Annotated in this window: 17 protein-coding genes; 12 read left to right on the top strand and 5 right to left on the bottom strand. The window is 71.4% G+C overall.

Features of this window, described 5'->3' with window-relative positions; genetic code table 11:
• The first annotated feature begins 128 nt into the window (after positions 1-128).
• Positions 129-1,163 carry an Rv2578c family radical SAM protein gene (locus tag ACGFW5_RS04940; protein WP_393832769.1) on the top strand — a complete coding sequence of 345 codons (1,035 nt, stop codon included), beginning with the start codon at positions 129-131 and terminating at the stop codon, positions 1,161-1,163.
• Positions 1,164-1,239: 76 nt separating this feature from the next.
• Here ACGFW5_RS04940 and ACGFW5_RS04935 read toward each other — a convergent pair whose 3' ends face one another.
• Complete coding sequence (locus tag ACGFW5_RS04935) at positions 1,240-1,830, bottom strand: adenylosuccinate lyase (RefSeq protein WP_393832768.1); 591 nt, start codon at positions 1,828-1,830, stop codon at positions 1,240-1,242.
• A 106-nt stretch (positions 1,831-1,936) separates the two neighbouring features.
• Here ACGFW5_RS04935 and ACGFW5_RS04930 point away from each other — a divergent pair, with 106 nt between their 5' ends.
• On the top strand, positions 1,937-4,960 hold the full coding sequence (locus ACGFW5_RS04930; protein WP_393832767.1) for an AAA family ATPase: 3,024 nt from the start codon (positions 1,937-1,939) through the stop codon (positions 4,958-4,960).
• Between the two features lie 51 nt (positions 4,961-5,011).
• Here ACGFW5_RS04930 and ACGFW5_RS04925 read toward each other — a convergent pair whose 3' ends face one another.
• Entirely contained in the window at positions 5,012-5,626 is a 615-nt protein-coding gene (locus tag ACGFW5_RS04925; RefSeq protein WP_393832766.1) for a hypothetical protein, read from the bottom strand.
• A gap of 444 nt (positions 5,627-6,070) precedes the next feature.
• On the opposite strand from ACGFW5_RS04925, the gene ACGFW5_RS04920 reads away from it, so the two are divergent.
• The 7 genes from ACGFW5_RS04920 (at position 6,071) to ACGFW5_RS04890 (ending at position 15,463) form a co-directional block, all read left to right on the top strand.
• Complete coding sequence (locus tag ACGFW5_RS04920) at positions 6,071-7,852, top strand: 3-hydroxyacyl-CoA dehydrogenase family protein (protein ID WP_393832765.1); 1,782 nt, start codon at positions 6,071-6,073, stop codon at positions 7,850-7,852.
• 91 nt (positions 7,853-7,943) lie between these two features.
• Positions 7,944-8,750 carry a TetR family transcriptional regulator gene (locus ACGFW5_RS04915; RefSeq protein ID WP_393832764.1) on the top strand — a complete coding sequence of 269 codons (807 nt, stop codon included), beginning with the start codon at positions 7,944-7,946 and terminating at the stop codon, positions 8,748-8,750.
• Between the two features lie 638 nt (positions 8,751-9,388).
• Positions 9,389-10,726 carry a crotonyl-CoA carboxylase/reductase gene (gene ccrA / locus ACGFW5_RS04910; RefSeq protein ID WP_393832763.1) on the top strand — a complete coding sequence of 446 codons (1,338 nt, stop codon included), beginning with the start codon at positions 9,389-9,391 and terminating at the stop codon, positions 10,724-10,726.
• 14 nt (positions 10,727-10,740) lie between these two features.
• Positions 10,741-12,768, top strand: coding sequence for a protein meaA (locus tag ACGFW5_RS04905; RefSeq protein WP_393832762.1), 2,028 nt, complete (start codon positions 10,741-10,743; stop codon positions 12,766-12,768).
• Positions 12,765-13,745, top strand: coding sequence for an HpcH/HpaI aldolase/citrate lyase family protein (locus ACGFW5_RS04900; protein WP_393832761.1), 981 nt, complete (start codon positions 12,765-12,767; stop codon positions 13,743-13,745). The genes ACGFW5_RS04905 and ACGFW5_RS04900 overlap by 4 nt, the downstream gene beginning before the upstream one ends.
• Positions 13,746-13,749: 4 nt before the next feature.
• Positions 13,750-14,256, top strand: a complete 507-nt coding sequence (locus ACGFW5_RS04895; RefSeq protein WP_393832760.1) for a MaoC family dehydratase — start codon at positions 13,750-13,752, stop codon at positions 14,254-14,256.
• Position 14,257: 1 nt separating this feature from the next.
• Complete coding sequence (locus ACGFW5_RS04890; RefSeq protein WP_393832759.1) at positions 14,258-15,463, top strand: acyl-CoA dehydrogenase family protein; 1,206 nt, start codon at positions 14,258-14,260, stop codon at positions 15,461-15,463.
• A gap of 35 nt (positions 15,464-15,498) precedes the next feature.
• Here the strand turns inward: ACGFW5_RS04890 and ACGFW5_RS04885 are convergent, their stop codons facing one another.
• Positions 15,499-15,645: a hypothetical protein gene (locus tag ACGFW5_RS04885; protein ID WP_393832758.1), complete on the bottom strand. Its 147-nt coding sequence runs from the start codon at positions 15,643-15,645 to the stop codon at positions 15,499-15,501.
• 2 nt (positions 15,646-15,647) lie between these two features.
• Here ACGFW5_RS04885 and ACGFW5_RS04880 point away from each other — a divergent pair, with 2 nt between their 5' ends.
• Together ACGFW5_RS04880 and pssA are read left to right on the top strand one after the other, a co-directional pair.
• Entirely contained in the window at positions 15,648-16,304 is a 657-nt protein-coding gene (locus tag ACGFW5_RS04880; RefSeq protein ID WP_393832757.1) for a phosphatidylserine decarboxylase, read from the top strand.
• Positions 16,291-17,145, top strand: a complete 855-nt coding sequence (gene pssA, locus ACGFW5_RS04875; RefSeq protein WP_350233492.1) for a CDP-diacylglycerol--serine O-phosphatidyltransferase — start codon at positions 16,291-16,293, stop codon at positions 17,143-17,145. Before ACGFW5_RS04880 ends, pssA begins: the two co-directional genes overlap by 14 nt.
• 814 nt (positions 17,146-17,959) lie before the next feature.
• On the opposite strand, the gene ACGFW5_RS04870 is transcribed toward pssA, so the two are convergent.
• Positions 17,960-19,480 carry an MFS transporter gene (locus ACGFW5_RS04870; protein ID WP_393832756.1) on the bottom strand — a complete coding sequence of 507 codons (1,521 nt, stop codon included), beginning with the start codon at positions 19,478-19,480 and terminating at the stop codon, positions 17,960-17,962.
• Positions 19,481-19,838: 358 nt separating this feature from the next.
• On the bottom strand, positions 19,839-20,993 hold the full coding sequence (locus tag ACGFW5_RS04865; protein ID WP_393832755.1) for a glycerate kinase: 1,155 nt from the start codon (positions 20,991-20,993) through the stop codon (positions 19,839-19,841).
• Positions 20,994-21,135: 142 nt separating this feature from the next.
• On the opposite strand from ACGFW5_RS04865, the gene ACGFW5_RS04860 reads away from it, so the two are divergent.
• Positions 21,136-22,851, top strand: coding sequence for a BCCT family transporter (locus tag ACGFW5_RS04860; RefSeq protein WP_393832754.1), 1,716 nt, complete (start codon positions 21,136-21,138; stop codon positions 22,849-22,851).
• Positions 22,852-22,876 lie beyond the last annotated feature (25 nt).

Raw genomic sequence — 22,876 nt, 5'->3', positions numbered from 1 at the left:
TCGGGGTGGGCCAAGCCAATCACCTCGTGGTCGGCCGTCACAATCCGGGTTGCGATCAAGAAGGGAACACGTGTTCTATTCAGGGGCAGGGGTGACCCGAAAGACCCGTGGGACCGGAGGAGGCGTTCATGCGCTGGGAAAATCTCGCCGACGACGACGCCCCGGCGGGCCGGGCCGGCACGGCGGCGCTGTTCGCCGCCGACGCGGTGACCACCCGCACGTTCGACACCCCCGAGTTCCGCGGGATCACCTTCCACGAGATCCGGGCGCGCTCGATCGTCAACCGGGTGCCGGGGGCCTCCCGCATGCCCTTCGAGTGGACCGTCAACCCCTACCGCGGCTGCTCGCACGCGTGCGTGTACTGTTTCGCCCGCAAGACGCACAGCTATCTCGATCTGGACACCGGGCTCGGCTTCGACTCGCAGATCGTGGTGAAGGTCAACGCGCCGGAACTGCTCCGCGCCCACCTCGCCTCGCGCCGCTGGCAGGGGGCGCACATCGCGATGGGCACGAACGTCGACTGCTACCAGCGCGCCGAGGGCCGCTACCGTCTGATGCCGGGGATCATCGCGGCCCTGCGCGACCACGCGAACCCGTTCTCCATCCTCACCAAGGGCACGCTCATCCTGCGGGACCTGGACCTGCTCAAGGAGGCGGCCGCGGTGACCGAGGTGGGCATCTCCGTCTCGGTGGGCTTCGTGGACCAGGAGCTGTGGCGCACGGTCGAGCCGGGCACGCCCGCGCCGGAGCGCCGCCTGGACGTCGTGCGCACCCTGACCGAGCACGGCATCGGCTGCGGGGTCCTGATGGCGCCGGTGATCCCCTTCCTCGGCGACCACCCCGACCAGCTGCGCGCCACCGTGCGCGCGATCGCCGCGTCGGGCGCCACGTCGGTGACCCCGCTCACGCTCCATCTGCGGCCCGGCGCGCGGGAGTGGTTCATGGCGTGGCTGGAGCAGCACCATCCGCACCTGGTGCGGCGGTACGAGCGGCTTTACGCGCAGGGGGCGTACGCGCCGACGTGGTACCAGAGGCGGATCACCGGTCAAGTGCACGAACTGGCCAAGGAGTTCGGCATCGGGCCCGCCCACCGCGGCGCGGCCCGGCGCATCCCGGCCGCCCCCGAGCCCCGGCCGGAGCCTACGCAGCTCACCCTGCTCTGACCCGGTCCCAGCCGGCGCCCGAACCGCATGGGCAGAGCGAGGCGTTCGCGATGACCCGGCGGGGCTGAGCCGTCGGCTATCCGCGGCCGCGCCCCCGGCCCGCCTCGATGCGGCGCAGAGCCCATGCCGCCTGGCGGGCGAGGCGGGGGTGGGCCAGGGCCTCGGTCAGGATGTCGACGGCCCGCCGGTCGCCGAGCTCGCCAAGTCCCTCGATGCAGGCCACGGCCACCCTTCCGTACGGGCTGTGCGGAAGGAGCAGCGGGCGCAGGGTCTTGACCAGGGCCGGCACGGACTCCGGGGCGCGCAGCGCGGTCAGCAGGCGGACCGGGTGCAGGGCGTAGGCGGTGCGCAGTTCGTTGGTGGCCAGCGCCGCCGCCGCGCGCGCGGTGCGCGGGTCGCCGAGCCGCGCGAGCGCGTACGCGGCGCTCCCGCAGCGTTCCGGATCGCGGTGGTTGAGCAGCAGGACCAGCGATTCGAAAGCCCGGCGGTCGCCCGCCACACCGAGCCGGAACGCGGCGATCTCCCGCGCCCACAGCGGGCGTTCGGGCTCGGTGAGCACGGCCGTGAGCTCGTCGTGGTCGACGGTGGCGGCCAGCTGTTCGTACGCCGCCGATCCGCCGCTCTCGCGCCGCACCCGGTCCAGGAGGGACCGTAACTCCTCGTCCATGTCCAAAAGCCTAGTGGCGCGCGGCCGTTGGCGCCCCAAGGATGATCGGATCCCGGCGCTCGCCGGGACATGCCACGGGCAAGACCCACAGGCGAGGAGCATTCCCATGGAATCCACCGGCGCCGCGCAGGGCGACCCGCCCGCGCTCCCCTGGTTACCCGGCCGCCGGGCCGAACTCGCGGCGCTGACCACGCTGGTGCGCTCGGCGGCCTCCGGCGGGCGCACGCTCGTCGTCCGAGGGGCGCCCGGCACCGGCAAGTCCGCGCTGTTGCACGCGGCGCGCGGCCTGGCCGACGACGCGGGGTTCCTGGTTCTGGCCACGTCGGGGGCGCCCGCTCGGCCCTGCCTTCCGTACGCGGGACTGCACGAGGTGCTGCGCCCGCTTCTCGGCTCGGCGGGGGCGCTGCCCGCGGCCCAGCGCTCGGCGCTGCTCACCGCGTTCGGCGAGACGGCGGGGCCCGCGCCGCAGCCGTTCCTCGTGGCGCTCGGCGCGCTGGGACTGCTGACGGAGGCGGCCGCCCGGCGCCCCGTGTTCGTCGCGGTCGACGACCTGCCCTGCCTCGACGAGCCCAGCGCCGACGCGTTCTGCTTCGTCGCCCGGCGCGTCGGCGACGACCCCGTCGTGCTGTGCGCGACGGCCACGACCGGAGCGGACGAGCAGCTGCTCGCGGCCCGTGCGGAGGAGCGTCTTGAGTTGCGCGGCCTGGACCGGGCGACCGCCGCCGAGGTCCTTGCCGTCACGGGCCGCGCCCTGACGGCCGGCGAGCGGGCGGAGATCCTGGCGGTCGCCGAAGGCAATCCGCTGGCCCTCACCGAGCTGCCCCGGGCGTGGCGGCGGGCCACCGCCACGGGCCGCGAGGGGGCGGGGTCACGGCCGCCGCTGTCCGTCCGCCTTGAGCGCGTCTTCGCCGGACGGCTCGACGAGTTGGCCCGTCCGGTGCGGGACGCGGTGCTCGTCGCGGCGGTCGGCGCGGGCGGGGCCGCAGCCGAGATCCTGGCCGGCGCCTCCGTACTGGCCGGCGCCGAGGTGACCGCCGCGGCTCTGGACCGGGCCGAGGCGGCGGGTCTGCTGCACGTGGAGAACGCCGGGGTCCGCTTTCGTCATCCCCTGGTGCGCTCGGCGGTGCTGGGCCACGAGCCACGGGCGCGACAGCGGGCCGCGCACGCGGCGCTCGCCGACGTCCTGGGCGCCGACCCCTACCGCAGGGCGTGGCACCGCGCGTACGTACTCGATGGGCCCGACGGATCCGAAGGACGCGACGGGCTCGATGGGCTCGACGCGCCCCACAAGCTCGACGACGGCGTGGCGGACGAACTGGACGCGGCCCACCGGATCGCGCTGGCCCGGGGCTCGGCCGTCCTCGCGATGCGGGCCCTTGAGCGCTCAGCCCAGCTGACCTCGGACCCGGCCCTGCGCGGTCGCAGGCTGCTGAGCGCCGCCGAGCACGGGGTCGGGCTGGGCCGCCCCGACCTCGTACGCCCCCTGCTCGCCGCCGCGGCACGCACCGGCCCGGACGAGTCCGGGCGGGCCCGGATGGCATGGCTGGGCGCGATGTGCGACGACGTGACGCCGGTCGGCGGGCCAGGGGACGGCGACGCGGGGGGCGACGGCCGCTGGGTCGGCGGGGGCAGGGTCGGCAGCGCCCGGTTCGCGGCCGGCAACGCTGGGGGCAATGGAGTCGGCGACGGTGGAGCCGAGCCCAACGGCGGCCGCGTCGGGTTCGGCGGCGTCGACGTCGGCAACCTGTGCGCGCCGGCCGAGCGTTCGGCGCGGGCCGGTGATCCCTCGCTCGCCGCCGACCTGCTGCTCGCCGCCGCGCTGCGCTGCCGGCGCGCCGGGGCGGCGGCGCCGATGCGGGAACGTGTCGCCGCGGCCGTGGCGGCGCTGAAGACCCCGGGGTGCGATCCGCGCCTGACCGCGGCACTGGCCCTGACCCAGCCCCTACGTCAAGGCGCGTCCGTCAGGGGCGAGTTGGCGGGGGCGGCGGCGCGGAACATCACCGGCGCCGAGGGGGTGCGGCTGCTCGCCGTGGCCGCCCAGGCGGTCGGTGATCCGGTGGCCGCGGCGGACTTCCTCGACCGCGCCGAGACGCTGCTGCGCGAGCAGGGCCGCCTGCCGGAGCTGCCCCCGCTGCTCGCGGCGCAGGTGCGGGCCGGGCTCGACCTGGGCGACTGGCACCGGGCGGCCCGGGCCGCGGAGGAGGGACCCCGGCTCGCCGCCGAGGCCGGCCGCCCGGCGCGGACGGCGCGCTCGCTGATGGACGACGCCGAGGCCGCCGCCCTGCACGGGGACGCCGCGGCAGCCCTGCGCCTCGTGGACCGCGCCGACCGGGCCCCTCACGAGCGGGGCGCCGAACTGCCGGTCCGTGCCGCCGTGGTCCGTGGCGTCGCGGCGTACGCGGACGGGCACCACGCGGCGGCGTACGACGTGCTGCGCGGACTGTTTCCCGAGGACGACGGCGACGGCTCCCCCGCACCGGACGGCGGACCGCCCGGCCCCGAGAGCTTCGGCGCGCTCGGCTTCCTCGCCGACGCGGCCGCGCACACCGGACGTCGTACCGAGGCGGCACACGTGGCCGCCGCCCTGGCGCGGCGCACCCTCGGGTCCCCCGCGCCCCTGCTCCGCGTCCAACTCCGGTACGCGGCCGCGGTGCTGTCCGACGACATCGAGGCGGAGTGCCTGTTCCGACGGGCGCTTGCCGATGACCTGGCCCGCTGGCCGTGGCCCCGGGCCCGCGCCGAGCTCGCGTACGGCAGCTGGCTGCGCCGGCAGCGCCGGACCGCCGAGGCGCGTCCGCTGCTGCGGTCCGCGCGGCTCACCTTCGACCGGATCGGCGCCCGGCCCTGGGTGGTGCGGGCGGACGACGAGCTGGGCGCCGCCGGGGAGCGGAGGGGGTCGCCGGGCGATCACGGCGAGGGGCGTCGGGCCACCGGCGCGGCACGCGGGCTGTCCCCGCAGGAGCTGGGCATCGCCCGGCTCGCCGGCCAGGGACTGTCCGACCACGAGATCGGCGCACGTCTCTTCCTGTCACCGCGCACCGTCGGCGCGCACCTCGGCCGCGTCCTGCGCACGCTTGAGGTCACCTCGCGCGGCCGGCTCGGCACGGTCCTCGACGCTTCGCTCGGCTGACGGGGCGCGGTCGAGCCCCGGCGCCCCGTCGGCACCCGGCACGCCGGCCCCTCAGGAGGTCGTCCAGTCGTCCGTGCTCCAGTAGCCCTCGTGACGCATGCAGCCGCCGTCGGCGACGACCAGTCCCTCGCCGGGGCGCCGGCCGGGGCGCAGCGACAGCGTGATGCCGTGGCTGTCGGTGGCGTGGATCCCCGGCAGGCCGGCCGCGCTGCGGGTGACGGGGTCCCTCCCCGGTTCCGTCGTCACCTTCCATCCCCGCTCGGACCACCGCGTGCGCAGGTCGGCGAGCGCCGCGCGGTATCCGGCGTCGCCGTCCGCGAAGGCCGGGGCCCAGGAGATGGACGGCTGGTCACGGCTGACGCCGTCCTTGTCGACACCGAGATCGTCCTTGCAGGACGCGTTGTCGATCTCCTTTCCCAGGATCGCGGAGCTGGGTTCCGAACCCAGGAGGCGAACCGTGTCCTCGCCGGACACCTGCGCCTGGTGGACGCGCGCCAGGAACTGCGCCTCGGAAAGGACCGGGCCGCCCTCAAGAGCGGTGCAGCCCTTGGCGACCCCCACGAGCAGCAGGACCCCCGCGGCGCCGGCGGCGGACAGCTTCAGGGTGGTGGACCAGGAAGAGGAGGAGGCGGATGCCGTGATGGCAGCGGAAGGGGTCGTCGTCATGGCGCCATCCGAACACCGCCGCCCGGGCCGGCGGCTCCGTCGCCCTACTCAGTCCCGTACTCAAAGGTGTGCCTGAGGTGCCCGTGCGGCGGGGCGCGAGCCGGATCACGTGGCGCGAGCCGGATCACGTGGCGCGAGCCAGATCACGTGGCGCGAGCCAGATCACATGGACTGGGCAGGAAGGAGGACTGGCGCGCTCGTTACTCGCCAGTTAATCTCAGGTGAGCGGGTAACCCCCGCGGCTCCGGTGGCCTGGTGACGCAGCCACCGCGAGTGATCGTCGGTTCGGCAGTTCTGTACGACGTGCCCCGGGACAGGGCCGTCGGCCCCCTGCACCACGACTCAACTCCCGCACGCCGTGCGCCCGTCGGCGTATCCGAGCGCTTTCGCCGGCCGGTCGCGTGCGCCCCTGACTCAGTCGTCACTCATCCCTGGAGTCCCGTGATGGACATCCCCCTGAACACTGTCGCCGTGGTCGGCCTCGGCACGATGGGCACCGGCATCGCCGAGGTCCTGGCCCGCGCCGGGCGCGAGGTCATCGGCATCGACATCAGCGAGCGCGCCGCCCGCCAGGCCGTGATCTCCCTCGAAGCCTCGACGGCCCGCGCGGTGTCCCGTGAGCGGATCACTCCGCAGGAGCGGGGCGACATCCTCGCCCGGTTCCGTACCTTCACCGATCTCCAGGCCGCGGCCGATGCCGAACTCGTCATCGAGGTCGTCCCCGAGTCCTACGAGCTCAAGCACAAGGTCTTCCAGGCCCTCGACTCCATCGTCGCGCCCACCGCCATCCTGGCGACCGGCACCAACGCGCTCTCGGTGACGCGGCTCGCCGCCGATTCCGCGCACCCCGAGCGCGTCCTCGGCCTGCACTTCTTCAACCCGGCGCCCGCGATGAAGCTCGTCGAGGTCGTCTCGTCGGTGCTCACCGCTCCCCCGGCCGTCGACGCCGTCACCGCGCTCGCCCTCGACCTCGGCAAGGAGCCCGTCGCGGTCGGCGACCGCCCCGGCTTCGTCGCCGACGGGCTGCTCTTCGGCTACCTCAACCAGGCCGCCGCGATGTACGAGTCCAAGTACGCCTCGCGCGAGGACATCGACGCGGCGATGAAGCTGGGCTGCGGGCTGCCGATGGGCCCGCTGGAACTGCTCGACCTGATCGGCATCGACACCGCCCGCACCGTCCTTGAGGCCATGTACGCCTCGTCCCAGGACCGGCTGCACGCGCCGGCGCCCATCCTCGGCCAGCTCGCCGAGGCCGGACTCACCGGCCGCAAGAAGGGCCGCGGCTTCTACACCTACGAGGCCGAGGGCAGCTCGGTCGTGGTGGCCGACGCCCAGACGCCGAGCGCCATCGCGGGCGCGGGCGGCGGCCGCGAGATCCACTCGGTCGGCGTGGCCGGCTCGGGCACCATGGCGTCCGGCATCGCGGAGGTCTTCGCCAAGGCCGGGTACCACGTCGTGCTGGCGGCGCGCAGCCTGGAGAAGGCGGAGACCGCCAAGTCCCGTATCGACGCGTCGCTTTCGCGCTCCGTCACCAAGGGCCGCATGACCGCCGAGGCGCGGGAGGAGACCCTGAACCGCATCACCGCCGCCGGGGCCCTTGAGTCCTTCGCCGAGGTCGACCTCGCCGTCGAGGCGGTCGCCGAGGACCTGGAGGTCAAGCAGCAGCTCTTCGCGACGCTCGACAAGATCTGCAAGCCGGGCGCGGTGCTCGCCACCACCACCTCCTCGCTGCCCGTCGTCGCCTGCGCCCGCGCCACCTCGCGCCCGCAGGACGTCATCGGGATGCACTTCTTCAACCCGGCCCCCGCCATGAAGCTGGTCGAGGTGGTCCGTACCGTCCTCACCTCCGACGCGGTGCACGCCACCGTCCGCGAGGTCACCGCGAAGATCCGCAAGCACCCGGTGGACTGCGGCGACCGTGCCGGATTCATCGTCAACGCGCTGCTGTTCCCCTACCTCAACAACGCGATCAAGATGGTCCAGGAGCACTACGCGACCCTGGACGACATCGACGCGGCGATGAAGCTCGGCGGCGGGTACCCGATGGGCCCCTTCGAACTCCTCGACGTGGTGGGCCTCGATGTCTCGCTCGCCATCGAGAAGGTGCTGCACGCCGAGTTCCGCGACCCGGGTCTGGCCCCCGCGCCGCTGCTCGAACACCTCGTCGCGGCCGGCTGCCTGGGCCGCAAGACGGGCCGCGGATTCCGCGAGTATGCCCGGCGCTGAGCCGGACGGGGGGTGGGGCGGGCTGTTGCAGCCTCCTGACAGCTCGCCCCCGTGGGCGCTATCTGCCGCACCCATGCAGTACGTTCGGTCCATGCCCCAGCCAGTCAGGTCCTCCCGTACGAACGCCGTGCCCGACGCCCCGGAGAGTGCCGCGGGCAGCCGGGCGGCCGCCCAGCGCCTCAAGATGCGCCGCGAGCTGGCGGCCGCGGCGATGGACCTGTTCTCCGCCAAGGGGTACGAGGCCACCACGGTCGACGAGATCGCGGCCCGCGCGGGCGTCGCCCGGCGGACCTTCTTCCGCCACTTCCGGTCCAAGGAAGAGGCGATCTTTCCCGACCACGACGACACCCTGGTACGGGCCGAGGCGGTCCTGAACGCAGCGCCCCCGCACGAGCACCCGCTCGACACCGTGTGCCGGGGGATCAAAGAGGTCATGAAGATGTACGCGGGCTCCCCCGCGGTGTCCGTGGCCCGTTACAAGCTGACCCGTGAGGTGCCCACGCTGCGCGAGGCGGAGATCGCCTCGGTCGCCCGCTACGAGCGCCTGTTCACCCGCTATCTGCTGGGCCACTTCGACGAACACGACCACCAGCCGGGCAACGACGACCCGCTGCTCGCGGAGGTCGCGGCATCGGCGGTCGTCACCGCGCACAACCACGTACTGCGCCGCTGGCTGCGGGCGGGCGGCCAGGGCGACGTGGAGACCCAGTTGGACCATGCCTTCGCGATCGTGCGGGAGACGTTCGGCTCCGGCATAGGAGCGGGCCGCACGGCCAAGCCGAAGCCCGCCGCGGCCTCCGTGACGGCGAGCGACGAGGTCCTGGTCGCCGTGGTCCGCACGGACGCGCCGCTCGACGAGATCATGCGCAGCATCAAGCAGGCACTCAAGACGAAGTAACGCGTTCGCACCAGCCGCCGGTGGCCGCATCCCCAGCACGGGGATGCGGCCACCGGCGCGTGCGTGGCGCGGCCACCGGCGCGTGCGTGGCGCGGCCACCGGCGCGTGCGTGGCGCGGCCACCGGCGCGTGCGTGGCGCGGCCACCGGCGTGTGGTGTGGCGCGCGGCCACCGGCGCGTGTGTGGCGCGGCCGCCCTCGTGTGGGTGGCGCGGCCAGCGGCGCGTGCCTGGCGCGGCCACCGGTGCGTGGGCGGTGCGGCCACCGGCGTGTGGTGTGGCGCGGCCACCGGCGGCCGCAGCGGCACCGTCCTGACCTGCAACGATCGATCATCGCTCATCTGCGCGCGCCATTCCGCAAGTGAGGGAAACTCTTGGCACGCAGTGTCTTGTCACTTGGCACCCGGTGCCATACGTTGATGTTGTCCGGGTGGCCGACGCGCGAAGAATCCTCGTACGTTGGCTGTCCCCACCCACCCTCACCGGTGCGTGCGCCCGGACGCCTGCGTCACAGGCAACCTCCCGCGCCCACCACGCGCTGCCGTACTTGAACCACACCGCCGAACCGACGGCACACCTCCACAGCACCAACCCCGAAGACCCTCAACGCCCCCATCGGGCGCTTCGCCGGAGGCAACACCGTGAAGGAAATCCTGGACGCGATCCAGTCGCCGGAGTCCACCTCCGCCGACTTCGCCGCTCTGCCGCTCCCCGAGTCGTACCGCGCGATCACCGTGCACAAGGACGAGGTGGAGATGTTCGCCGGGCTCACCACCCGCGACAAGGACCCCCGCAAGTCCATCCACCTGGACGAGGTGCCGATCCCCGAGCTCGGCCCGGGCGAGGCCCTGGTGGCCGTCATGGCCTCATCGGTCAACTACAACTCGGTCTGGACCTCGATCTTCGAGCCGGTGTCGACCTTCAGCTTCCTGGAGCGGTACGGCCGGCTCAGCGAGCTCACCAAGCGCCACGACCTGCCGTACCACATCATCGGCTCCGACCTCGCCGGCGTCGTGCTGCGCACCGGTCCCGGGGTCAACGCCTGGACCCCGGGCGACGAGGTCGTGGCGCACTGCCTGTCGGTCGAGCTGGAGAGCTCCGACGGCCACAACGACACGATGCTCGACCCCGAGCAGCGCATCTGGGGCTTCGAGACCAACTTCGGCGGCCTCGCCGAGATCGCGCTCGTCAAGTCCAACCAGCTCATGCCGAAGCCCAAGCACCTGAGCTGGGAGGAGGCGGCGGCGCCCGGCCTGGTCAACTCGACCGCGTACCGCCAGCTGGTCTCGCGCAACGGCGCCGGCATGAAGCAGGGCGACAACGTCCTGATCTGGGGCGCCAGCGGCGGACTCGGCTCCTACGCCACGCAGTTCGCGCTGGCCGGTGGCGCCAACCCCATCTGTGTCGTCTCCAGCCCCGAGAAGGCCGACATCTGCCGTGCCATGGGCGCGGAGGCGGTCATCGACCGCAACGCCGAGGGCTACAAGTTCTGGAAGGACGAGCAGACCCAGGACCCCAAGGAGTGGAAGCGCTTCGGCAAGCGCATCCGCGAGTTCACCGGCGGCGAGGACATCGACATCGTCTTCGAGCACCCCGGCCGCGAGACCTTCGGCGCGAGCGTCTACGTCACGCGCAAGGGCGGCACCATCACCACCTGCGCCTCGACCTCGGGCTACATGCACGAGTACGACAACCGCTACCTGTGGATGTCCCTGAAGCGCATCATCGGCTCGCACTTCGCCAACTACCGCGAGGCGTGGGAGGCCAACCGCCTGGTCGCCAAGGGCAAGATCCACCCGACGCTCTCCAAGGTGTACTCCCTTGAGGACACCGGGCAGGCCGCCTACGACGTGCACCGCAACCTGCACCAGGGCAAGGTCGGTGTGCTCGCGCTCTCCCCCCGTGAAGGCCTCGGTGTCAGCGACCCCGAGCTGCGCGAGAAGCACCTCGACGCCATCAACCGCTTCCGCAACATCTGAGACCGGGACAGTTCATGACGGAGCGTCAGAAGGATCGGCCGTGGCTCATGCGGACGTACGCCGGTCACTCGACCGCCGAGGCGTCCAACGAGCTCTACCGCAACAACCTGGCCAAGGGTCAGACGGGTCTGTCGGTCGCGTTCGACCTTCCGACGCAGACCGGATACGACCCCGACCACATCCTCGCCCGTGGCGAGGTGGGCCGGGTCGGGGTCCCGGTCTCCCATCTCGGTGACATGCGGCGGCTGTTCCAGGACATCCCCCTGGAGCAGATGAACACCTCCATGACGATCAACGCCACCGCGATGTGGCTGCTCGCCATGTACCAGGTGGTCGCCGAGGAGCAGGGTGCGGACATCACCAAGCTCCAGGGCACCACCCAGAACGACATCGTGAAGGAGTACCTTTCGCGCGGGACGCATGTCTTCCCGCCGGGCCCTTCGCTGCGGCTGACGACAGACATGATCTGTTACACCGTGAACAACATCCCCAAGTGGAACCCGATCAACATCTGTAGCTACCACCTCCAGGAGGCGGGAGCCACCCCGGTCCAGGAGATCGCGTACGCGATGTCCACCGCGATCGCCGTCCTGGACTCGGTGTTCGCGTCGGGGCAGATTCCCGAGGACCGCAAGGGCGACGTGGTGGCCCGCATCTCCTTCTTCGTGAACGCGGGCGTCCGCTTCATCGAGGAGATGTGCAAGATGCGCGCCTTCGGCCGCATCTGGGACCGGATCACGCGGGAGCGGTACGGCATCGAGGACGCCAAGCAGCGGCGCTTCCGCTACGGCGTCCAGGTCAACTCGCTCGGCCTGACCGAGGCGCAGCCCGAGAACAACGTCCAGCGGATCGTGCTCGAAATGCTGGCCGTGACACTGTCCAAGGACGCGCGCGCCCGCGCGGTCCAACTCCCCGCCTGGAACGAGGCGTTGGGCCTGCCCCGGCCCTGGGACCAGCAGTGGTCGCTGCGCATCCAGCAGGTCCTGGCGCACGAGAGCGACCTGTTGGAGTACGAGGACATCTTCGAGGGATCACACGTCATCGAGGCCAAGGTGAGCTCGCTGGTCGAGGAGTGCCTGGCCGAGATCGACCGGATCCAGGAGATGGGCGGCGCGCTGGCCGCCGTCGAGTCGGGCTACCTCAAGTCGCAGCTCGTCTCCTCGCACGCCGAGCGACGGGCCCGCATCGAGGGCGGCGAGGAGAAGATCGTCGGCGTCAACTGCTACGAGTCGACCGAGCCGAACCCGCTGACCGCGGACCTGGACGCCGCGATCATGACGGTCGACCCGGCGGTCGAGGCCCGCGTGGTGGCCGCGCTCAAGGACTGGCGCGACACCCGCTATCAGCCGCCCTTCAACCACCCGCGCCCCTGCAAGGCGCTGGAGAAGCTGAAGCAGGCCGCCCAGGGCACGGGCAACCTCATGGAGGCCACCTTGGAGTGTGTGCGCTCCGGTGTCACCACCGGCGAGTGGTCCGAGGCGCTGCGGGAGGTGTTCGGCGAGTTCCGGGCGCCGACCGGGGTGTCCTCGGCGCCGGTCGCGGTGACGGCCGAGGCGGGCACGCCGCTGGCCGTGGTCCGCGAGAAGGTGGCGCGCACGGCATCGGACCTGGGTTCGGGGCGGTTGCGTCTGCTGGTCGGCAAGCCGGGCCTGGACGGCCACTCCAACGGCGCCGAGCAGATCGCGGTGCGCGCGCGGGACGCCGGCTTCGAGGTGGTCTACCAGGGCATCCGGCTGACCCCCGAGCAGATCGTCAGCGCCGCCCTCGCCGAGGACGTGCACTGTGTCGGCCTGTCCATCCTGTCCGGCTCGCACGCCGAACTCGTCCCGGACGTCCTGGTGCGTCTGCGCGAGGCGGGCGCGGGCGACATCCCGGTGATCGCCGGCGGGATCATTCCGCCCGCGGACGCCGAGGAGCTGCGCACGGCGGGTGTGGCCGCCGTTTTCACCCCTAAGGACTTCGGTATCACGGAGATCATCGGCCGTATCGTCGACGAGATCCGGAAAGCGAACAAGCTCGACCCGTTGGAGGTCCCCGCATGAGCACCCCCGTCAGCCCCTCCCCCGTCAACCGGCTCCGCCCGCGCCGCTCGTGCCTCGCGGTCCCCGGGTCGAACCCCCGCTTCCTGGAGAAGGCGCAGGGTCTGCCGGCCGACCAGGTCTTCCTCGACCTGGAGGACGCCTGCGCCCCGCTGGCCAAGCCCGAGGCGCGGCACACCATCGTCAAGTTCCTCAACGAGGGTGACTGGACGGGCAAGACGCGGGTCGTGCGCGTGAACGACTGGACGACCGAGTGGACGTACCGCGACGTCGTGACCGTCGTCGAGGGCGCCGGCCAGAACCTCGACTGCATCATGCTGCCGAAGGTCCAGGACGCCCAGCAGGTCGTCGCCCTGGATCTGCTGCTCACCCAGATCGAGAAGACGATGGGCTTCGAGGTCGGCAAGATCGGCATCGAGGCGCAGATCGAGAACGCGCGGGGCCTGAACAACGTCAACGCGATCGCGGAGGCCTCGCCGCGTACCGAGGCGATCATCTTCGGCCCGGCCGACTTCATGGCGTCCATCAACATGAAGACCCTGGTCGTGGGCGAGCAGCCGCCGGGCTACGGCGCCGACGCGTACCACTACATCCTGATGAAGATCCTCATGGCGGCGCGCGCCAACGACCTCCAGGCGATCGACGGCCCCTACCTCCAGATCCGCAACGTGGACGGCTACCGGGAGGTCGCCAAGCGCGCCGCGGCGCTCGGCTTCGACGGCAAGTGGGTGCTGCACCCGGGCCAGGTCGAGGCGTCGAACGAGATCTTCTCGCCGTCGCAGGAGGACTTCGACCACGCCGAGCTGATCCTCGACGCGTACGACTACTGCACCTCCGAGGCGGGCGGCAAGAAGGGCTCGGCGATGCTCGGCGACGAGATGATCGACGAGGCCAGCCGCAAGATGGCGCTGGTCATCTCGGGCAAGGGCCGGGCGGCCGGCATGCAGCGCACGTCCACGTTCGAGATCCCGGAGGCGTAGCACCATGCAGTTCGGCCGCACCTATGAAGAGTTCGAAGTCGGCGCCGTCTACAAGCACTGGCCCGGAAAGACGGTCACCGAGTACGACGACCACCTCTTCTGTCTGCTCACCATGAACCACCACCCGCTCCACATGGACACCAACTACGCGGAGAAGACGACCGACTTCGGCAAGAACGTCGTGGTGGGCAACTACATCTACTCGCTGCTCCTCGGCATGAGCGTGCCGGACGTCTCCGGCAAGGCGATCGCCAACCTGGAGGTCGAGTCGCTCAAGCACGTGGCGCCGACCTTCCACGGCGACACGATCTACGGCGAGACGACGGTGCTCGACAAGACCCCCTCGAAGTCGAAGAACGACCGCGGGATCGTCTACGTCGAGACCAGGGGCTACAAGCAGGACGGCACGCTGGTCTGCATTTTCCGCCGCAAGGTGATGGTGCCGACCGAGACGTACATCAAGGAGCGCGGCGGCGAGCAGCCCGGCCGCCCGGAACTTCGGGAGAACTGAGATGGCCCGTCTCGCGCAGACCGCCGGTCTGACCGATGTCCAGCAGGAAATCCTGTCCACGGTACGGGACTTCGTCGACAAGGAGATCATTCCGGTCGCGACCCAGCTGGAGCACAAGGACGAGTACCCGACGCAGATCGTCGAAGGGCTCAAGGAGTTGGGCCTGTTCGGCCTGATGATCCCCGAGGAGTACGGCGGTCTCGGTGAGTCGCTGCTCACCTACGCGCTGTGCGTCGAGGAGATAGCGCGCGGCTGGATGTCGGTGTCCGGCATCATCAACACGCACTTCATCGTGGCGTACATGCTCAAGCAGCACGGCACGCAGGAGCAGAAGGACACGTTCCTGCCGCGCATGGCGCTCGGCGAGGTGCGCGGCGCGTTCTCGATGTCGGAGCCGGCGCTCGGATCCGATGTGTCGGCGATCACGTCGAAGGGCGTCAAGGACGGCGAGGAGTACGTCCTGAACGGCCAGAAGATGTGGCTGACCAATGGCGGAACGTCATCGCTCGTGGCCGTTCTGTGCCGGAGTGACGAAGGACACCCCGAGGGCACGGCGCCGCACAAGTCGATGACGACGTTCCTGGTGGAGAAGGAGCCCGGTTTCGGCGAGGTCCGGCCCGGCCTGACCATCCCGGGCAAGATCGACAAGATGGGTTACAAGGGCGTCGACACGACTGAACTCATCATGGACGGCCTGCGTATTCCGGCCAATCGGGTGCTCGGCGGGGTCACCGGCCGAGGGTTTTACCAAATGATGGACGGAGTGGAGGTCGGACGCGTCAACGTCGCGGCCCGTGGCTGCGGTGTCGCGCAGCGTGCATTCGAGCTCGGCGTCTCCTATGCCCAGCAACGTCACACTTTCGGCAAGCCGATCGCCCAGCACCAGGCGATCCAGTTCAAGCTCGCCGAGATGGCTACCAAGGTCGAAGCCGCCCATGCCATGATGGTCAACGCAGCACGCAAAAAGGACTCCGGGGAACGAAATGACCTCGAAGCAGGGATGGCGAAGTACCTCGCCTCCGAGTACTGCAAGGAGGTGGTGGAAGACGCGTTCCGCATTCACGGCGGTTACGGCTTCTCCAAGGAGTACGAGATCGAGCGCCTGTACCGCGAGGCGCCCATGCTTCTCATCGGTGAAGGTACCGCCGAGATCCAGAAAATGATCATCGGGCGCCGACTTCTTGAGGAGTACCGGTTCCAGGGTTGATTGTCGCTTTTGAGTCGGTATGGCCGCGAAGAACATCACACCCTGTAGGCGTTTTTCGAGCGCTTCCGGCCGACCGACTCGGCTTCTGGCTTGCCCAGTTGCGGCTCGCAACCGATACCATCGCCGGTAAACCTGCCGCCGTCCCCCGTTGCCAGCGCGGCATCATCCGCTACGAAGGTCATCCATGCCCCACAGCCAAACCTCTGCACCACGCGACGGCTTCCTCAACGGACGCCTTGCTCGCGGAGCATCGCCGTGGCTTCTGCCGACCGTCGCCACCGCAGCCATCAGCCTGGCCCGATCCCGCCGCTCCAAGGGCGCCGCGATCATGGCCGTGCCCACCACCGCGCTCGCGGCGGGCATGCTGTGGTTCTTCCGCGACCCCGAGCGTGAGATCACGCAGGGGCGGGTCATCTCCCCCGCCGACGGTGTGGTGCAGAGCATCATGCCGTGGAAGGACGGACGTACCCGCGTCGCGATCTTCATGAGCCCGTTGAACGTCCACGTCAACCGCGCGCCCCTCGCGGGCACGGTGACGTCGGTGGAGCACATCCCCGGTGGTTACGTTCCGGCGTTCAACAAGGAGAGCGAGAACAACGAGCGCGTCGTCTGGCACTTCGACACCGAGCTCGGCGACATCGAGATGGTGCAGATCGCCGGCGCCGTCGCCCGCCGCATCGTGCCGTACGTCCCTCAGGGCACCAAGGTCGAGCAGGGTGAGCGCATCGGTCTGATCCGCTTCGGCTCGCGCGTCGACATCTACCTCCCCGAGGGTGTCGAGGTCGCGGTCGAGGTCGGTCAGGCGACCACGGCGGGGGTGACTCGAATTGACCGTGATTGATCCCGAGACGCAGGCCGGCTGGGTCCCCGAGGCGGAGTCCGAGGACGACGTCGAGGAAATGCCGCTGTCGCTGCGCCTGTCGATAGCGGACACGCTCACCCTCGGCAACGCGACGTGCGGCTTCATGGCGGTGTACTTCACCACCACCGGCATCCTCATCCCGCACCTCTCCGGCAGCCAGGAGACCGGCATGGCGCGGCACTCCGCCGCGACCGCCGTGATCCTCATGCTGCTCGCCGCGATCTTCGACCTCTGTGACGGTCTGGTCGCGCGCAAGCTGCGCAGCTCCCCGATGGGCGCCGAGCTGGACAACCTCTCGGACCTCATCAGCTTCGGCCTCGCCCCGGCCTACTTCGTGCTGGTGTACGGCATGGTCGCGGACGACGCCCACCAGCGGGTGGCGGCGGTGGCGGCGATCACGGTGCTGCTGGCCGTCGTGCTGAGACTCGCGCGCTTCTCGTGCGTGACGATGAAGGACGGCATGTTCCAGGGCATGCCGAGCCCCTTCGGCGCGCTGACGGTCGTCTCGATCGTCCTGCTGGAGCTTCCGTTCGTTCCGACGCTGCTCGCCGTTATAGGAGTCGCCTGGCTGATGGTGAGCCGGGTCGAGTACCCGAAGCCGCGGGGTGTCCTCGCGGTGGCGATGCTCAGCTGGATCATCGGGGCGATGGGTCTGCTCGCGGCCTGGGCGTTCGACGCGCCGGGCGGTCAGATGCTGCTCCAGACGGGCTGCGCGTTGCAGATCGTCCTGGCCGCCACGATCCCCCTCTTCGCGACGGCCCGCCGAGTGAACACCTTCCGCGGCAACCGCCGCGAGGCGCGTGCGGCTCAGCTGCCGTAGTTGCTCACGCGGCTGTAGATAGTTGCTTACGCCGCTGTAAAGGGGCCCCGGGTTCTTGAACCCGGGGCCCCTTTTTCGTGCGCTCGCGCAGTTCCCCGCGCCCCTGAAGGGCCTCGGTCGGGTGCGGGCCGTGGTCGCATTTCGCGCCGTTCCCCGCGCCCCTGAAGGGACCGGCTTTCGGGTGCGGGCCGTGCACGGTGGCTCGCGCCGTTCCCCGCGCGCCTTGACCCGTCGTCGCCCGCGGGCCGTGGTCGCTTTTCGCGCAGTTCCTCGCGCCCCCAACCGAACCCCCTTCGACCGCGGGCCGTGGTCGCTTCTCGCGCAGTTCCTCGCGCCCCTGTAACCCGTCCTCGGAGGCGGGCCGTGCGTGGCTGTCGCGCAGTTCCCCGCGCCCCTGGCGGCACTGGTGCAGGGGACGTGCTGGCCTGCACGGGCCACCTCAGCCTGTCCGGCGATTGAGGACGAGCGCCCTTAAGGCGCGAAAGGGGGTGCAGGGGGCGGAGCCCCCGCCCGGGGTCTGGGGCGGAGCCCCAGGGCGCTGCACCCTCAAGTAGTCGCACGGGCGGGCGGGTGGGCAAACCCCCGGGGTCTGGGGCGCAGCCCCAGGGAGCCGCACTCTCAAGTAGCCGCACGGGTGGGCGGGTGGGCGAACCCCCCGGGGGTCTGGGGCGGAGCCCCAGGGGCCCGCACCCCCCGGCATCCGTCACGGGCGGGTGGGTGGGAAAACCCCCAGGGGTGGCCGGGTCAACCCGCTGCACAAGCGGGTAGGGGGGCGCAGCCCCCGGGGTCGGGGGCTGCGCCCCCTGGGGGCGGGTCAGTGGGAGTTTTCCGTGGGGCGGAGGTCGCCCGGAATCTTCACCCAGGCCAGCACCGCCGCGCCCAGCGGCAGCCCCGCCGCCAGAAGGAACGTCGGCGTCATGGCCGAGCTGAAGGCCGCCGAGGCCCGCTCCAGAAGCAGCGCACCGGACGGCCCGCCGATCGAGGCGGCGACATGGGCAGCCTCGCCGACCGAGTCGCGTACGGACGCCGTCGCCGCCCCGTCAAGGCCGAGCTCGGGCAGATTGCCGCGGTACAGGGCGGCCGCGATGCTGCCCAGGATGGCCACGCCCATCGCCGCGCCCAGCTCGTAGCAGGTCTCCTCGACGGCCGCCGCACCGCTGACGTGCTCCTTGGGCGCGGAGGCCATCAGGGTCACGGACGCGGCCGTGGTGGCGATGCCCACCCCGCAGCCGAGGACGCCGAGCGCCACGGCCACCCCGGGGTAGGCCAGCGGCCCCGACTGCTGGAACAGCCACGGCAGCGCGAGCCCCGCGGTCATCAGGAGCAGCCCGCCGCCGATGACGTGCCGGATCGGCAACCGGTGCATCAGGACCGGGGTCACCAGCGAGGTGACGACCAGGCCGAGCGGCGCCGGGAGCAGCCGGACACCGGCCGCCAGGGGGCTGTAGCCCTGCCCGTACTGGAACCACTGGGTGACCAGGAACAGCGCCGAGCCGAGGGCGATCATCCCGAGGAAGATCGAGGCGGCAGCGATGCTGAACGAGCGATTGGTGAACAGCCGGACGTGGAACAGCGGTTGGGGCAGCCGCAGCTGACGGCGGACGAACACCGTCAGTGCGACCGCGGCGACCACGAGCAGCCCCCAAGCCACCGGGTCGGCGGGGCCGCCCTTGCCGAGCTGCTTGATGCCACCGGCCAGGGCCAGCATGCCGACCACGGACTGGCCCACGCCCCACCAGTCCCAGCGCCCCTCGCGGGGCTGGTGGGACTCCGGCAGGATCCATGCGCCGAAGGCGATGATCACCAGCGCGACCGGCACATTGACGAGGAACGCGGACTGCCAGCCGTTCTGCTCGACGAGCAGCCCACCGACCACCGGCCCGAGCGCCATGCCGCCGCCGAAGACGGCGGCCCACACCGCGTAGGCGAGAGCGCGTTCACGGGCGTCGGTGAAGACGTGGCGCAGGATCGACAGGGTCGACGGCATGATCGCCGCGCCACCGACGCCGAGCAGCGCACGGGCGGCGATGACCTGCCAGGCCGCGGTCGCGAAGACCGCCATCAGGGAGGCGAGCGCGAAGATCGCGAAGCCGGCGAGCAGCAGCCGTTTGCGTCCCCACCGGTCACCGAGGGCACCGGCCGTCACGAGGAGGCCGGAGAGGGCGAGGGCGTAGACGTCGATGATCCACAACTGCTGTACGGAGCTGGGCTGCAAGTCGCTGACCAGTGAAGGGAAGGCGACATTGAGGATGGTGGTATCCATCGCGATCAGCAGCAGGCTGCCGGAAAGAATCGTGAGGACGACCCAGCGCCGGGGGTCCAGGGGCGGCGTCATGAAACACTCCAGTATCGAATGAGACATCATCGTCTCACAGGAGAGGCGTTGCCGCATGTTCGCGCGTCCGGAGGGAGGAGTCGCGCCGGGAGTGGCGTAATCGAGTAGTGCAGTACAGGGGCGTGTGTGCGTCCCCCACCCGGGGAAACGGGCCGAGCCGCCCCCGCATCCCCCGCATCCCCCGCATCCCCCGCCGCGCACACCGCGCACACCGCGCTTTGCCCCGCATCCCCCGCATCCGCCGCATCCCCCGCATCCCGCGCGCACCGCGCGTCCCCCGCATCCGCCCCCACACCACGCGCAGCGGCCCCCTCACGCGATGGCGAGGGGGCCGCTGTGCGGGTGGGAACCGCTGGGGCTACTGCAAGAAGTCGCCCGCGATGTTCTGGGCGACCCGCTCCAGGAGGGGACCCGCGTTGGCCATGCACTGGGCCGGGTCGGGCTCCAGGTCGGTCAGCGCGTAGGCGCGGCGGATGCCGGCCTGGCCGAGTTGGCCGGGTTGCAGGGCGAGGCGGCCGCACACCGCGACGACCTCGATACCGGCCGCGCGGGCCGCCGCCGCGACGCCGGCCGGGGCCTTGCCGTGCAGGGTCTGCTCGTCGAGCGAGCCCTCGCCGGTGATCACCAGGGTGGCCCTGGCCAGGGCGGGCGCGAAGCCCAGCACGTCGAGCATGACCTCGATGCCCGGCCGGAACGCGGCGTCGAGCGCGACCAGCGCGCCGTAGCCGATGCCGCCGGCCGCGCCGGCTCCCGGGGCGAGCGCCGCCTCGGCGGCCTTCGCGCCGAGCACGCCTTCGAGGACCTTCGCGTAGTGGGCCAGGGCCGCGTCCAGGGTCGCCACGTCCTCGGGCGACGCGCCCTTCTGCGGCCCGTAGACCGCGGGGGCCCCCTTCGGACCGGTCAGCGGATTGTCGACATCGCTGGCGAGGACGAGCTCCACGTCCTTGAAACGGGCGTCGAGCCCCGAGAGGTCGGCCGTCGCGAGGTCGGCGAGCCCGCCACCACCGGGGCCGACGGGTTCGCCCGCGGCGTCCAGGAAGCGGGCGCCGAGCGCGGCGAGCATGCCGGCCCCGCCGTCGGTCGTCGCGCTGCCGCCCACACCGAACACGATGGTCCTCGCACCCGCCTCCAGGGCAGCGAGCAGCAGCTCACCGGAGCCGTACGTGCTGGCCGTGAGCGCCGCGAAGACGCCGTCGGGAAGGTGCTGGAGCCCGGAGGCCTCCGCCATCTCGACCACGGCCACACCGTCGCGCACCGCGTACGCGGCGGTCACGGGGGTGCCGAGCGGTCCGGTGACCCGAGCCTCACGGCGCTCGAAGCCCGCCGCCACCGCGGCCGCCACCGTGCCGTCACCGCCGTCGGCGACCGGCAGGGTCTCGACCCGCAGATCCGGGACGACCCGCCGCAGCCCGGCCGTCACCCGCTCCGCGACCTGTACGGCCGTGAGCGAGCCCTTGAACTTGTCCGCCGCTACGAGTACGCGGGCGGTCTCCAAAACTGCGCCGTCCGTCACCTTGCTATCCCTTGCTTTCGAACAGGCAGTCGCGCCGCTTCAGACCCTATCCGCCCGGCGCGCGCCTGCCCATAGCTGCCCGGATCCACCGGCGGCGCGCCACCCCGCAAAATGCTGAGATTCCGCACCATAGTGGGGCGCCATGAGCATGGATTCGATCGATCATTCAGGCTCCGGCAGCCCGCCGGACGACTCGGCCCCGGGCCCCGCCCCCTCCCCCGACCGCACGGTGATCACCGTCGGCGTGCTCGCGGTGGCGGCCGTCGTCGCCTGGGCGGCCCTGGGCAAGAGCTCGTTCGACGACGCCTCGTCGACGGCGCTCGCCTGGGTGCTCGACAACTTCGCCTGGCTCTTCGTGGTCGCCGCCGACACCTTCCTGGTGCTGTGCGTGGTCCTCGCCATCAGCCGCTTCGGGCGGATCAGGCTGGGCGCCGACGACTCCGAGCCGGAGTTCACCCAGGTGGCCTGGATCGCGATGATGTTCAGTGCCGGCATGGGCATCGGCCTGATGTTCTACGGGGTCGGCGAACCGCTCACCCACTTCCTCAGCCCGCCCCCGGCGACCGGCGCCCAGCCCGGCACGGGCGATGCCGCCCGCACGGCCCTGGAGTACTCCTTCTTCCACTGGACGCTCACCCCCTGGGCGATCTACGGCATCGCGGGCCTGGCACTGGCGTACGCGGGCTTTCGCAAGCAGCGCGGCAACCGGCTCTCCTCCGCCTTCGTCCCCCTCATCGGCGCGCGGCGGGCGGACGGCCTGCCGGGCAAGTGCATCGACCTGCTCGCCGTCTTCGCGACCGTCTTCGGCACCGCGACCAGCCTGGGTCTCGGGGCGCTCCAGGTCGCCGAGGGCCTGGACATCACGTCGGGCGTCGACAACTCGCGGACGACTCAACTCGTCATCATCGCCGCGCTGTCGGCGGCCTTCGTGCTCTCCGCCTTCTCGGGACTGCACAAGGGGGTGAAGTGGCTGTCCACCATCAACCTCGTGCTCGCCGCGGTGCTGATGCTCTTCGTCTTCCTGCTCGGCCCCAGCGTGTACATCCTCGACACCATCCCCGCCTCGATCGGCGGCTATCTGCACGATCTGCTGCCCATGGCCAGCCGCACCGGCGCCTTCACCGACCGCGCGTGGCTGGGCGCCTGGACGGTGTTCTACTGGGCGTGGTGGCTGTCCTGGGCGCCGTTCGTCGGCACCTTCATCGCCCGGATCTCACGCGGCCGCACGATCCGCGAGTTCCTGATCGGGGTGCTTCTCGTGCCGAGCGGGGCGACCGTCATCTGGTTCTGTGTCATGGGCGGCACCGCGATCCGGCTCGAATCCACGGCCGCCGCCGACCTCGCGGGCGCGGTGAAGGACGGCGCCGAGGCCTCGCTCTTCGCGATGCTGGACGCGCTGCCGCTCGGCACGGTCACCTCCTACCTCGCGATGGTGCTCGTCATGACCTACTTCGTCACCAGCGCGGACTCGGCCTCCCTGGTGATGGGCTCGCTCACCAGCCGTGGCTCGCTGCACCCGCCGACGTGGCTCGTGGTGATGTGGGGTGTCCTGATGGCGGCGGTCGCCGCTGTCCTGCTCGTCGCGGGCGGCCTCAAGTCGCTCCAGACGGCGACGATCCTGGTGGCGCTGCCCTTCGTCCTGGTGATGCTGGCCCTGTGCTGGTCGCTGGTCAGGGAACTGCGCGAGGACCCGGGCGCCGGGCCCTCGCGCCACGGCGCCCTGCACGGACTGCGCGACGCGGTACGGACGATGGTCGGCGACGCGATCAGCGAGCAGGCCTCCCCGCTGCATCCCCGCCTTCGGCGAGCCGCCAAGTCCCGTACGGGCGACGACGGTTCGGCTCCGCCCCTGCCCTGAGCAGGGGCTCCCGCCCCGCCGGCCC

Origin of the sequence: Streptomyces sp. NPDC048416 (assembly GCF_043200435.1) — a bacterium.
Classification (GTDB): Bacteria; Actinomycetota; Actinomycetes; order Streptomycetales; family Streptomycetaceae; genus Streptomyces.
This window is presented reverse-complemented; position numbering and strand designations above follow the sequence as displayed.